This window comes from uncultured Merdimonas sp. (assembly GCF_963929015.1).
Classification (GTDB): Bacteria; Bacillota; Clostridia; order Lachnospirales; family Lachnospiraceae; genus Merdimonas.
On the sequence record NZ_CAWVHE010000003.1, the window covers coordinates 206415 to 219694 of the forward strand.

10 protein-coding genes are annotated in these 13280 nt (G+C 47.8%); 9 read left to right on the forward strand and 1 reads right to left on the reverse strand.

The window, feature by feature from the left end; translation table 11 throughout:
- Complete coding sequence (locus ABGT54_RS01810; RefSeq protein ID WP_346662582.1) at window positions 1-843, reverse strand: AraC family transcriptional regulator; 843 nt, start codon at window positions 841-843, stop codon at window positions 1-3.
- 212 nt (window positions 844-1055) lie between these two features.
- On the opposite strand from ABGT54_RS01810, the gene dapF reads away from it, so the two are divergent.
- The 9 genes from dapF to ABGT54_RS01855 all read left to right on the forward strand — a co-directional run bounded on the left by dapF (window position 1056) and on the right by ABGT54_RS01855 (window position 13267).
- On the forward strand, window positions 1056-1913 hold the full coding sequence (dapF, locus tag ABGT54_RS01815) for a diaminopimelate epimerase (RefSeq protein WP_346662583.1): 858 nt from the start codon (window positions 1056-1058) through the stop codon (window positions 1911-1913).
- A 185-nt stretch (window positions 1914-2098) separates the two neighbouring features.
- Complete coding sequence (gene addB / locus ABGT54_RS01820) at window positions 2099-5497, forward strand: helicase-exonuclease AddAB subunit AddB (protein WP_346662584.1); 3399 nt, start codon at window positions 2099-2101, stop codon at window positions 5495-5497.
- Window positions 5442-9020 carry a helicase-exonuclease AddAB subunit AddA gene (addA, locus tag ABGT54_RS01825; RefSeq protein WP_346662585.1) on the forward strand — a complete coding sequence of 1193 codons (3579 nt, stop codon included), beginning with the start codon at window positions 5442-5444 and terminating at the stop codon, window positions 9018-9020. The genes addB and addA overlap by 56 nt, the downstream gene beginning before the upstream one ends.
- A 160-nt stretch (window positions 9021-9180) precedes the next feature.
- Entirely contained in the window at window positions 9181-9501 is a 321-nt protein-coding gene (locus ABGT54_RS01830; RefSeq protein ID WP_346662586.1) for a PadR family transcriptional regulator, read from the forward strand.
- A complete protein-coding gene (locus ABGT54_RS01835) occupies window positions 9502-10158 on the forward strand; it encodes a DUF1700 domain-containing protein (protein ID WP_346662587.1) in 657 nt (218 codons plus the stop codon).
- The gene (locus tag ABGT54_RS01840; protein WP_346662588.1) at window positions 10155-11000 is read left to right on the forward strand and encodes a DUF4097 family beta strand repeat-containing protein; all 846 of its coding nucleotides are present in this window, start codon (window positions 10155-10157) and stop codon (window positions 10998-11000) included. The genes ABGT54_RS01835 and ABGT54_RS01840 overlap by 4 nt, the downstream gene beginning before the upstream one ends.
- A gap of 51 nt (window positions 11001-11051) precedes the next feature.
- Entirely contained in the window at window positions 11052-11246 is a 195-nt protein-coding gene (locus tag ABGT54_RS01845) for a small, acid-soluble spore protein, alpha/beta type (protein WP_346662589.1), read from the forward strand.
- Window positions 11247-11358: 112 nt separating this feature from the next.
- Complete coding sequence (locus ABGT54_RS01850) at window positions 11359-12030, forward strand: WecB/TagA/CpsF family glycosyltransferase (protein ID WP_346662590.1); 672 nt, start codon at window positions 11359-11361, stop codon at window positions 12028-12030.
- Window positions 12031-12178: 148 nt separating this feature from the next.
- Window positions 12179-13267 (forward strand): helix-turn-helix domain-containing protein, encoded by a 1089-nt coding sequence (locus ABGT54_RS01855; protein WP_346662591.1) that lies wholly within the window; start codon window positions 12179-12181, stop codon window positions 13265-13267.
- Window positions 13268-13280: the final 13 nt, after the last annotated feature.

The window sequence follows — 13280 nt, forward strand, 5'->3', positions numbered from 1 at the left end:
TTATGAAAGCGCAAGGGTCTCCCGTGGGGATTCCTGAAATAATTTTTTGTAGGAACGGGAAAACGTAGAGTAATCCCGGAATCCGCAGTCAAAACAGACCTGCGTGCTGGGGACGCCGGACAGGATCAGTTCCCTGGCAAGCAAAAGCCGCTTCTGCGTGATGTATTGCCCCAGCGTGTAACCGGTTTCCTGCTTAAAGAGCCGCATCATATAATATTTGCTGATAAAAAAACGGCCTGACAGCCCGTCAATGGTCAGATCTTCAGACAGGTGATTATTGATATACTGCAGAATTTCCTGGATCTTCAGATTACACTTTTGCGTATCAATAAATTCCAGCCGGTTTTTCCTTGCGGCCCGGTTTAAGTGGATCATAAACTCCAGGAAAAGGACCTGACGGTACAGCTCCGAAGCATAGCCGTCATCCGAAAAAGAATGTTCCAGACGCATGATCGAGCGGAAAAGAGAACTTTTCTCCAGAGAAGAAATACGCAGTACATTGGAATGCTCCAGCTCGGCCTTCCGAAAACAAAAACTTAAGTCATAAGAATCCGTATGGTAGGCATCTATAAAATTTGGAGAAATATAAACGATGATCCGTTCATAAAGCACAGAATTATCCACCGAAAGCCGATGAATATCTCCATGCCGCACAAGCACAATATCATAAGGCTTCAGTGCATAAGACTTTCCCTCGATCATATAGCTGACATTTCCCTTGATAAAAATCGTAATCTTATCAAAATCATGATAGTGATAGGCAATCTCATGCGTTTCCCGGTCGGTCAGATGAAAAAGCCGGAATTCGCTGTTGAGGTAGCCTTTTTTTGTATACATTTCCATAAAAACTCCATTTGGGTACAGGGTAAAATGCAATTAGGTACAGGGTAAAATGCAATTTGGGACGTAGTCCTTTGCAAAAGGACTACGTCCCAAATGTATCATGAAAGAGCAGGATTTGCAATATATATAACAGGATTTGTGTTGTATTGGGAAATAATGCCTGATATGATAAGAATATAGTGTGGTAATCTTATGATTTCGGAGGTTATGTTATGAAGGTTGTTTTACAGAGGTATCATGGGCTGGGAAATGATTATGTGGTGTTTGATCCGAACAAGAATGAGCTGGAGCTGACGCCGGAGAATGTGAAGCTGATCTGCGACCGGAATGCGGGTCTTGGATCGGACGGTGTGCTGGAGGGCCCGGTGCTCCGGGAGGACGGTATGTATGTGAAGGTGTGGAACCCGGACGGCAGTGAGTCGGAGACCAGTGGAAATGGTGTGCGGATTTTTGCGAAGTATCTGAAGGACGCAAGTTATATACAGAAGAAGCATTTTACGTTATATACGGGAAACGGCCCGGTGGATGTGACCTTTCTGAATGAGGACGGAAGCCGTCTGCGTGTTTCCATGGGGAAACTGTCGTTCTGGAGTGATGATATCCCGGTAACCGGCGAGCGCAGGGAAGTAATCAATGAGGATATGGTTTTTGGCAGAACGCTGTATCCGGTAACCTGTGTTTCTATCGGAAATCCGCATTGTGTGATCCCGATGCGGGAGATTTCCAAACCGCTGGTGTGCAAGATCGGTGATTATGCTGAAATCGCAAGATATTTTCCGAACCGGATCAACACGCAGATTATGAAGGTGATTGACAAAGAGCATGTGGCTATCGAGATTTACGAGCGCGGAGCCGGCTATACCCTGGCTTCCGGTACAGGAGCCTGTGCGGCGGCCGGCGTTGCCTATAAACTCGGTATGACAGGCAGTAAGGTGATCGTGCACATGCCGGGCGGAGACCTGCAGGTGGAGATTGAGGATGACTGGAGTGTATTTATGACCGGCGATGTATTTTATGTAGCAAAACTGACGCTGAGCAATGAATTCACAGAGAAACTGAGAAATGCATAAGATGATACAATGAGATCTGACGGGGACATGCAACAAGCATGTCCCTTTTTGGTATGGCGGCAAACCGGCGTACAGGCGTGGCTTTACACTCTTCGTTGTACTATCCGGCTGCCCGTGTTAAAATAAAGCTGTTAAATGCTTCAAAAGCAAGAAGAGTAAGTCTTGGATGCAAACAGGGAGGAATTATGGCGCTTCAGTTTATTTTTGGCCCGTCGGGATCGGGAAAATCTTATACTTTGTATCAGTCTGTGATCCGGGAATCAATGGAGCATCCGGAACAGAATTTTATTGTCCTGGTGCCGGAGCAGTTTACCATGCAGACGCAGAAGGATCTGGTCAGCATGCACCCGAGGCGTGGGATCATGAATATTGATGTGCTAAGCTTTGCAAGGCTTGCGTATCGCGTGTTTGAAGAGACCGGAGGAGGCAGTCTGCCGGTGCTGGATGACGAGGGGAAAAATCTGATCCTGCGGAAGATCGCCGCTGATTATGAGGATCAGTTGAAGGTGCTGAAAGGAAATATACGAAAACAGGGTTATATCAGCGAGATAAAGTCAGTCCTTTCGGAATTTGCCCAGTATGACATCGGAGAAGAAGAAATCCGGAAAGTCATGGAGGCGTCAGGGAAAGATTCCAGACTGTATTATAAATTGCAGGATCTTAAGATCTTGTATCGTGGTTTTACCAAATATCTGGAGGATCGGTATATCACGAAGGAAGAGCTTCTGGATGTGTTAAGAAGAGAAGTAAAGAAGTCAGAGATGTTAAAAAACAGTGTTGTGGTTCTGGATGGTTTTACCGGGTTTACGCCGGTGCAGAACCGGCTGCTTCTGGAACTTTTGCGGTATTGTCGGAAGGTCTGTGTCACTGTGACCGTGGATGAGAGAGAAGATCCCTTTACTTACCGCCATCCGTATCAGTTATTCGCTCTAAGTAAACAGATGGCTTCGGGTCTTTTGAAGCTGGCGGAAGAAGCAAAGACAGAGATCGGGGAACCGGTGCGCCTTTTCGGGGAAGTTCCGAAACGCTTTGAAAACAGTCCGTCTCTTAAATTTCTGGAACGAAATCTGTTCCGCTATCAGACAGAAACCTTTCCAGGACAACCGGAAGGCGTGCAGGTCTTTGCGGCAGCAAATCCCAGGGAAGAAGCTATGGCTGCAGCGGGAAGGATCCGCGCACTGGTAAGGAAAGAACGATACCGCTATCGGGAAATCGGTGTGATCGTCAGTGACATGAATGTCTATGCAGAAGAATTAAAGCAGGCGTTCCAGCGCTATGAGATTCCCTTTTTTATGGATCAGAAGAAAAGCATCTTGTTGAATCCGTTTATAGAATATCTGCGAAGCCTTCTTTTTATGGCAGAACAGAACTTTACTGCAGACAGTGTTTTTCGTTTCCTTCGTACTAATTTATCCGGTTTTTCTATGGAAGAAACAGACGCGCTGGAAAATTATGTAACCGGTCTTGGGATTAAGGGATATAAGAAGTGGCAGGAACGCTGGATCCGCCGGATGAAATTTACCACAGAAGAAGATCTTGAAAAGTTTAATCATTGCCGGGTCCAGCTGGTGGAAAAAGTAGATGGTCTGCTTTATGTATTAAAGCAGCGGAAGAAAACGGTCCGGGATATTACCATGGCGATTTATGAATTTATGGTTCGGGAGGATCTTCAGAGGAAATTAAAACGAAGAGAAGAAGAGTTCCAGGCGTCAGGCCGGCTGGCGCTGGCCAAAGAGTATGCACAGGTTTACCGAATCGTGATTGAACTGTTTGATAAACTGACGGAACTGTTGGGGGATGAGGAAGTCAGTCTGAAGGAATATGCCAGGCTTCTGGACGCGGGCCTTGAGGAAGCCCGGGTTGGGGTGATCCCGCCCAGTCCGGATCAGGTGGTGGCCGGCGATATGCAAAGAACCAGGCTAAAAGATATGAAGGCACTTTTGTTTGTGGGAGCCAGCGACGCTTATCTGCCGGGTAATCTGTTAAGAACGGGTCTTTTGTCCGAGCGGGACAGAGAGCGGTTTGCGGGCGCCAGAGTTCTTTTGTCTCCAGGAGGGAAGGAAAAGGCTTATGAGCAGAAATTTTATCTGTATCTGAACCTGACCAAGCCTTCCCGCAGGCTGGAGATTTTTTACAGCCGTCTGTCTCCGGACGGAAAGACGATGCGACCCTCTTATCTGATCCAGGAGATCCGGAAACTTTATCCGGATCTGCAGGTTGGCAAGGTAGAGGAGGCAGGTTTTTTCGACCGGGAATGGACCGGCGCTCTGGGATTTGCAGAGTGGGCAAAGGGGATTCCCGGGGCTATGGAGGCTCCGGACAAAGTGTGGATGGAGCTTTACCGCCGGTACCGGCAAGATCCGAAGTATGCCGGGGAAGTGGAGAGGCTTATGAAAGCAGGATCCTATCAGAGACCATCGGATCCGCTGACAAAAGAGACGGCAAAACGGCTGTACGGAGAAGATTTTGAAGCCAGTATTACCAGGATCGAAGGATTTTCCGCCTGCGCGTTCGCCCATTTTCTGACCTATGGATTAAAACTTAGAGAAAGGGAAACGTATGAATTTCAGGCAGTAGACCTGGGAAACATCTGCCACAAAGCGCTGGAATACTTTTCGGCAAAAACGGAAAAGGAGCAAAAAGACTGGACACAGCTTACCGGAGAAGAAAGAAACCGGCTGATGGATGAAAGCGTGGAAGAGGCGGTGACTGATTACGGAAACAATGTGTTGTACAGCAGTGCACGCAATGAGTATCTGATCCGGAGGATCAAAACCATGCTGGAACGCACGATATGGGCGGTCACCAGGCAGCTGGAAGCAGGAGATTTCCGGCCTTCCTCCTATGAAATGCGTTTCCGGGGCGGGAAGATCGACCGGATCGATACCTGTACAGAAGAAGATAAGGTCTATGTAAAAGTAGTGGATTATAAAACCGGCAAGAAAGCCTTTGATATTACGGCGCTTTATCATGGCCTGCAGCTTCAGCTGATGGTTTATCTGGATGCGGCGGTTCAAATGGAGGCAAAGAAGCATCCCGGCAAAGAAGTGATTCCGGCAGGCGTGTTTTATTATCGGATTGAAGACCCGATGGTGGAAAAACAGGAGGGCCTGCAGCCAGAACAGGTGGAAGAAGAACTGTTAAGAGAGTTGAAGCCGGATGGAGTGATCAACTGTAAAGACGAGGTATTAAGACATCTGGACAGGAACAAAGAAGGGGAGTCTCTTGCTGCTCCTTTGAAATATAACAGGGACGGGAGCCTTTCCAGAACATCGAAAGCCGTGCCGGAAGAGATGTTCGGGGTTATGATGGAGCACGCCGTAAGCCAGGTGAAGCGGGTGCAGGAAAGAATCCTGGATGGGGAGATTGGCATACGTCCTTACCGGAGAGGTCAGGAAACGGGATGCGATTACTGCAGATATAGGAATATCTGCGGGTTTGATACAGAGATTGGAGGTTATGAATACCGGGAAATCTATAAGATGAGCCTGGAGGAAGCCATATCTGCAATGAAAGGAGCAAAAGGTCATGGGGATCAGCTGGACAGAGGAACAAAAACAGGTCATCTGCCTGAGGAATCGTAATATTCTGGTATCTGCGGCGGCGGGTTCCGGAAAAACAGCAGTACTGGTGGAAAGGATCATCACCATGCTGACAAAAGATCAGGAGCCGTTGTCTGTGGATCAGCTTCTGATCGTTACCTTTACAGAAGCAGCGGCAGCGGAGATGAAGGACAGGATCCGTAACGCGATTGAAAAAAAACTGGAAGAGATGCCGGAAAATGAACATCTGAAACGGCAGGCTACGTTGATCCACAATGCACAGATCAGCACCATCCACAGCTTTTGTCTCTCTGTGATCCGGGATCATTTTCATGTGATCGATCTGGATCCCGGTTTCCGGGTAGGGGAAGAAGGAGAATTAAAACTGCTGCAGCAGGATGTGCTGGCAGAGGTTCTGGAAGAAAAGTACAGGGAAGGAACGGAAAGTTTTCTGAATTTTATCTCGGCCTACAGCAGCCCCAGAAGCGACCGTAAACTGGGCGAATGGATTTTAAAAGTTTATGAATTTTCCAGAAGCTATCCGGACGCCCAAGGCTGGCTTGCCTCCTGTGTGAAAGCTTATGAAGCGACGGATGAACAGGCATTTGAGGAATCCTGGATCGCGGATATGATCAAAGCGCGGACAAGACAGTATATCAAAGATGTAAGAGCGCTTCTGGAGGAGGCTCTTTTGGTCTGCGGGGAGGCTGACGGGCCGGGTGTTTATGAGGCGGCGATTATTCTGGATCTTCGTCAGGCCAAAGAACTGGAACAGGCAGAGACCTACCGGGATCTGTTGAACAGGATGGAGAAGCTTTCGTTTCCCACGCTTGCGGCCAACCGGAAAAAAGAGGTTTCAAAAGAAAAAGCTTCTTATGTAAAAGGGCTTCGGGAGGAGGCAAAAAAGCTTCTGCAGGACCTGAAAAAGCAGTATTTCTATCAGAGTATGGAAGAGATGACGGCAGATCTTAAGGTCTGCTTTCCGGCGGTGCGGGAGCTGGCCGAACTTGTAGAGTTGTTTGCCTGCAGATATGAGGAGGCTAAGCAAAATCAGAATCTCATTGATTTTTCAGATATGGAGCAGTATGCGCTGAAGATTCTGACAGAGAAAAAAGATGGAATGTTCGTGCCCTCTGCTGCAGCGCTGGAATATCAGCAGCAGTACCGGGAGATTATGATCGATGAATATCAGGACAGCAACCTGATCCAGGAAACGATCCTGACCAGTGTTTCTTCTGTCTCACAGGGAAGATACAATATCTTTATGGTGGGTGATGTAAAGCAGAGTATTTATCGGTTTCGTCTGTCCAGACCGGAGCTGTTCATGGAGAAATATCATACTTATGATCTTGGAGAAAGCAAGACTCAGAGGATCGATCTTCATAAAAACTTCCGCAGCCGCCCGGAAGTTCTAGAAAGCGTCAATCAGATTTTTCGGGAGATCATGGCGCCGGATCTTGGAGGAATTGCTTATGATCAGGATGCGGCGCTGTATCCGGGCGCTTCTTTTCCGGAAGACGACAATATGCAGACAGAGATTCTGGTGCTGGATACAGGGCAGGAGGATGTCAAGGGGGAAGAACGTAAGCTGGAGGGACGCCTGATCGCAGAGAGGATCCGTCAGCTGATACGAAACGGCCGGGTTACAGAGAAAGAAACCGGAGAACTTCGCCCGGTCCGTTATTCAGATATCGTAATTCTTACCCGCAGCATCCAGGGATATGCGGATGTATATGCAGAAGTATTAAATGAAGAAGGAATCCCTGCTCACACAGTAGCAAAAGAAGGATATTTTAAAACCCGGGAGATCGGGATCCTGCTGGATTATCTGCGGGTGCTGGACAACCGGCAGCAGGATATCCCGCTGGCAGGAGTGCTCGCCTCGCCTATCGGAGATATGAGTGATGAAGAACTGGCATGTATTGCCTTCACATGTCCCGGGAAGCCTTTTTATCAGGCGGTAGATCAGTACTGCGAGAGGGAGGACGCAAAAGAACAGATCCGAAATAAACTGAAAAAGACGCTGGATCAGATGGACGGATTCCGGGAACTGGTTCCGTATACCCCCATCCATGAACTACTTATACAGATCCTGTCAGAGACCGGGCTTGGAGCATTTATGGAGGCGATGCCGGGCGGGGAGCAAAGAAGGGCGAATCTGGAAATGCTGGTGGAGAAGGCAAGGGCTTTTGAGTCAGCCAGCTATAAAGGACTGTTTCATTTCGTACGGTATATCGAGCAGCTGCAGAAATATCATGTGGACTATGGAGAAGCCGGAACAGAGGCGGAAGATACCGATACGGTCCGGATCATGACAATCCATAAGAGTAAAGGACTGGAATTCCCGGTCGTTTTTGTAGCGGGGATGGGAAAACGGTTCAATCTGCAGGACGCAAGAAGCAGCATCGCTCTCCACCCGGGGATGGGCATCGGTCTGGATGCGGTGCGCCTGAACGAACGGACCAAGGCACCCACGCTGGTGAAAAAAATGATTCAGAAAGAAGAGGTTCTGGACAGTCTGGGCGAAGAGCTTCGGGTCTTATATGTGGCTATGACCAGAGCAAAGGAGAAGCTGATCCTGACCGGGACTCTTTCGGGAGCAGAGAAAAAACAGGGCCCCCGTCCGCTTACCTTTGCAAGAAGAAGCGGCGCCGTTACCTATTGGGATTGGGTGCTCCCTGCAGCGGCGGCAGCGGATGACCAGGGACTTTTTAAGGTCTTTGTTGTTTCTCCGGAGCAGATTGTAAAAGCTTCTGTAGAAGAGGAAATAGACAGCCGCCTGACCAGGACGGCCCTGGACGCGTGGGTCGAAAGCACTAAAGCAGATCCGGAGATAGAAAGAGTGATGGAGGAGCAGTTTGCTTACCAGTATCCTTATCCTGCAAGCAGGCAGCAAAAAATGAAGTTTACAGTATCGGAATTAAAGAAGCGGTCATATGTCAGAGAGGACCAGGCAGTGGATGATGCCTTCCAAATGGGCGAATTACTGTATGAAGAGCCGGATGTGGTGCCGCTTCTCCCCAGATTCCTGCAAAAAGAAGACGTGCTTACCGGTGCCTCCAGGGGTACGGCTTATCACAGAGTTATGGAACTGCTGGATTTTGCCGGGATTTCCGATCTTGAGACAGTGAAAGCGGCGATGGAGGGATATCAGGAGGAAGGAAAATTGTCCGGAGATATGAAGGAAGCGGTCCGGCCGGAGGATATCCTGGAATTTTTGCAGTGCCCCTGTGGCAGGCGGATGCAGGAGGCGGATAAAATACGGCGCCTGTACCGGGAACAGCCGTTTGTGCTTGGAATTGACGCAAGGGAAATATATCCCGGCGAGCAGGAAGGAGAGATCCTGCTGGTACAGGGGATCATCGACGCTTATTTTGAGGAAGACGGGGAACTGGTGGTTGTGGACTATAAGACCGACAGGGTTTCGTCAGGGCAGGAACTGGAAGAAAGATATCACGCACAGCTGGAGTATTATGCAAGGGCGCTGGAACAACTGACCGGAAAGAAGGTAAAAGAAAAGATCATCTATTCCTTTGCTTTGAAAAAGGAATTGTCCCTATCATGATCAAAAAGAAGAAAGGAAGAAGGACATCCGTTCCGGGAAACGGATGTCCTTTTTTCTATTATACTTGTTGACAAACTATATTATACATCATATAATATAGTCAATTAAATAATATTAATTAAAAAATAATATGGAGAAAACAGCAAGGGAGTGAAAGGGTATGGTATTTAACACCGGAGCGGCGCTTCTGGATGCCATCGTACTGGCTGTAGTATCCCGGGAAAAGGAAGGGACTTACGGGTACAAAATTACTCTGGATGTCAGAAAAGTACTGGATGTGTCAGAGTCCACCCTGTATCCGGTCCTGCGAAGACTTCAAAAGGATGAGTGTCTGGAAGTCTACGACCGTCAGTTTGACGGGAGAAACCGGCGATATTATCGGGTAACGCCAAAAGGAATGGCACAATTACAGCTCTACCATGAGGAATGGAAGCTCTATTCAAAAAAAATCAGCGAGCTATTTGAGGGAGGTGCGGCATAAATGAACCGGATGGAATTTATGACAGAGCTGGCGTCGCTTTTGCAGGATATTCCGGCAGAGGACAGAAGAGACGCAATGCAGTACTATAACGACTATTTCGATGACGCCGGAGAGGAACTGGAGCAGCAGGTGATCGAGGAGCTGGAAAGTCCGGCAAAAGTGGCGGAAAAAATCAAGGCCAATCTGACAGAGGACGGCGATGACCGAAAGGGAGACCAGACATATCAGAGTGGCGGGCAGCCGCCCCGGGAACGGCTGCATCCGGCTTCCGGCTCCGGACGGACCTGGAAGATCATACTTATTGCAGTAGTGATCTTATGTGCGCTTCCGGTTATTCTTCCGGTGGCGTTTGGGATACTTTGCGGAGTGATCGGCATCCTTTTTGGAATTTTCGGTCTGTTTCTGGCGCTGGTTGCAACCGCGGCTTCTATACTGATTGCAGGGATCGCTCTGATCGTTTCCGGGATCTTTTGCCTGGTGCCTGAGGTGGCCGTCGGTCTTGCGCTGATCGGCAGCGGTCTGATCCTCTCTGTTCTTGGCGTGATCGCTTTGGTGGGAGCAGTTAAATTATGCGCGGTGGCAATCCCGGCCATTTTAAGAGGGCTGATGTGGCTCTGCCGCAAACCATTTGAAAGAAAGGCGGTGAACCGGTCGTGAAAAGAGGATGGAAGATATTCTGGATCGTGTGCGGGGCGCTGGCGTCTCTTGGGGTTGTACTGTGTATTGTGTCATTGGTGCTGGGTGTAACCATGGATCAGATCCGTATCCGGGCAGGAGAAGGCGTCGGATTTCACGGACTTCTGAAATTTGAAGCAGGCCTGGAAGACGATATGGAGAAAACTTATGAAGGAATAACCAGGATCGATGCAGACGTGTATGCGGGGACGGTGAAAATCCTGCCCGGAGAGGGGACAGATGTATCTGTGGAAACAAAAGAAATCAGCAGAAGGCTGAATCTGGAAATCCGTCAGGAAGGAGAAGAGCTGAAGATTGATACGGACGAACATGTCTGGGGAATCAATGATGACGGCGAAGGTCTGATCCTGATCTATATTCCCAGGGAGAGGATGCTGGATCAGGCAACGGTAGAGCTGAAGGCGGGAACCCTTTATATAGAAGATCTCCAGGCGCAGGAACTGTCTGTGGATACCGGAGCGGCAGAGGCGGTCCTGGAAAATGTGCGGGCAAAGGAAGCCGATATTGCCTGCGGAGTAGGCAGTGTGACCGGATCCGGATGCTTTTCGGAAGCAGCAGAAATAGAAGTTGGCGTAGGATCCCTTGAGTTTACTCTGGCAGGGGCAGAAGAGGATTACAATTATGCGCTGAATGTGGGAGTCGGGGAAGTAGAGATCGGCGGAAGCAGGTATTCCGGTGTTGGCACAGGGAAAGAGATCGACAACAAAGCGGCCCGGAGTATTTCTGTTGACTGCGGGACCGGATCTGCGAAAATAATTTTTGACGAGAGACTTCAAAATACCTGGGACGCCGGGGGCGTATAAAAATAACAGCATTTGCCCATACTTAGTAAAAAATGAAAGGGGCAGATGCGAATGGCTGAAAAAGAAAACCGTCCGGTCCGCTGGCAGGAACTGGAGGAAGAGGATCGTTTAAAGTATGAGATCGCAGGAGAACTGGGGCTGCTGGATCGGGTAATGGAACAGGGCTGGAAGTCTTTGTCGTCCAAAGAGACCGGGCGGATCGGAGGACTGGTGGCCAGGCGCCGCAGACGGGAAGAGAAAAATTAACAAAAATATTACGAATATTAAGAAGTATGAACATTTCGTGATAATGGTTGAAAAGGAAATACCCATTTGCTATAATCGAAAAACTGGAAAACATATGTAAGTGGGTGACGGGATGGAGCAGAAAATTAATGTTTTAGGCATTGATATTGACAACTGCACTGCCAAAGAAGCGCTGCGGCGAACAATTGAATATATGGATTCCGTACCGGTCAGCACAGTAGAGATGCTTACAGTGGACAGCCTGATGCAGATGGACGAAAGACCTGAGATTAAGGAAGAGGTGGGGTCCTTCGATCTGGTGATGCCTGCGGACAAGACTCTTTTGGAAGCGGCGGATATTACAGATGGGAAAAACCTGCGGGAAACAAAAGAGCAGATGTTTCTCAAGCTTTTCCTGCGGTATCTGCATAAAAATCATAAAAGGGTGTACCTTCTGGTAGAATCCGAAGAAGAAGGACAGCGCTTTTTTGATTATCTTCAGAAAAATTATGAAGGCGTTCAGGTAGTAGGGCTGGCAAAGGTGTCCGCAAGAAACCGGGCGGACGATATGCTGGTCAACGCCATGAACGGCGGAGAAGTAGACTGTGTGATCGCAGCACTGTCTGCGCCGCTGCAGGAAGAATTTATCATTCGGAACCGGAATCTTCTGGATGTGAGGATCTTTCTGGGGCTTGGGAAAAGAACGCTTCCGGATCTGCAAAACGGTGTGTTTTCTGACAGAGTGGGACGTTTTTTGATGAAATATATTTTTAAAAGAGAGATTGAAAAAAGGAAACAAAAATAATGATGAGGAAATTAACAAAATTTTGTGATTTCCTCTTTATTTTTTTGGTGAAATATATTAAGATAAAGGCTGTAATATACATTTTTACTACATCTTTTTTAACTTTGTTGTGAAAAATGTATATTGAAACTGGTGGAGGAGATGACATATGATATCTAATCAAATACTTCAAAACACAATTGAAGGATTGAAAGGGATCACACGGATTGATTTCTGCGTGATGGACACGGACGGAAAGGCACTTGCCGGCACATTCACGGAGCAGGCGGACTATGAAAAAGAAGTCGTATCTTTTGTAGAATCTCCGGCAGAAAGCCAGGTGGTACAGGGATGTCAGTTCTTTAAAATCTTTGATGAACATCAGCTGGAGTATGTCCTGATGGCAAAGGGAGAAAGTGACGATGTATATATGGTGGGAAAGATTGCCGCCTTTCAGATTCAGAATCTCCTGATCGCTTATAAAGAGAGATTTGACAAAGATAATTTTATCAAAAATCTTCTGCTGGACAACCTGCTTTTAGTGGACATTTATAACCGTGCCAAAAAATTACATATTGACACAGAAGTCAGACGTGTTATCTTTATTATTGAGACAAAGCACGAAAAAGACAGCAATACATTAGAAAATGTCAGAGGTATGCTGGGCGGAAGATCCAGAGATTTCGTGACTGCGGTGGATGAAAAGAATATTATCGTCGTAAAAGAACTGGAGCCGTCAGACGGTTATCCGGAGATTGAAAAGACGGCGCAGAATCTGTATTCCATGTTGAAAGAGGAAGAAGGAGAAGAGGTTCTGATCGCTTACGGCACCATTGTAGGCGATATAAAAGAAGTCTCCAAGTCATACAAAGAAGCGAAACTGGCGTTGGACGTAGGCAAGATCTTTGCGGGGGAGAAAAATGTCATTGCCTTTAGTGCTTTGGGAATCGGCCGGCTGATCTATCAGCTTCCGATCCCGCTCTGTAAGATGTTTATACGCGAGATTTTCGAGGGAAAATCACCAGATGATTTCGATGAAGAGACATTGACTACGATCAATAAATTCTTCGAGAATAATCTGAACGTGTCAGAAACATCGAGACAACTGTACATTCACAGAAACACGCTTGTGTATCGTTTGGACAAGCTCCAGAAAAGTACGGGGCTTGATCTTCGTGTGTTCGAAGATGCGATTACATTTAAGATCGCTCTGATGGTCGTGAAGTACATGAAGTACATGGAGTCGATGGAGTATTGATAACCAGGAGGAA

Excerpts from the sequence above, each read along its gene's own strand:
- ABGT54_RS01830 (WP_346662586.1), top strand. The coding sequence starts at position 9,181 with ATGGTATTTAACACCGGAGCGGCGCTTCTGGATGCCATCGTACTGGCT.
- ABGT54_RS01845 (WP_346662589.1), top strand. The coding sequence starts at position 11,052 with ATGGCTGAAAAAGAAAACCGTCCGGTCCGCTGGCAGGAACTGGAGGAA.
- ABGT54_RS01835 (WP_346662587.1), top strand. The coding sequence starts at position 9,502 with ATGAACCGGATGGAATTTATGACAGAGCTGGCGTCGCTTTTGCAGGAT.
- ABGT54_RS01850 (WP_346662590.1), top strand. The coding sequence starts at position 11,359 with ATGGAGCAGAAAATTAATGTTTTAGGCATTGATATTGACAACTGCACT.
- addA (WP_346662585.1), top strand. The coding sequence starts at position 5,442 with ATGGGGATCAGCTGGACAGAGGAACAAAAACAGGTCATCTGCCTGAGG.
- ABGT54_RS01855 (WP_346662591.1), top strand. The coding sequence starts at position 12,179 with ATGATATCTAATCAAATACTTCAAAACACAATTGAAGGATTGAAAGGG.
- dapF (WP_346662583.1), top strand. The coding sequence starts at position 1,056 with ATGAAGGTTGTTTTACAGAGGTATCATGGGCTGGGAAATGATTATGTG.
- addB (WP_346662584.1), top strand. The coding sequence starts at position 2,099 with ATGGCGCTTCAGTTTATTTTTGGCCCGTCGGGATCGGGAAAATCTTAT.
- ABGT54_RS01810 (WP_346662582.1), bottom strand. The coding sequence starts at position 843 with ATGGAAATGTATACAAAAAAAGGCTACCTCAACAGCGAATTCCGGCTT.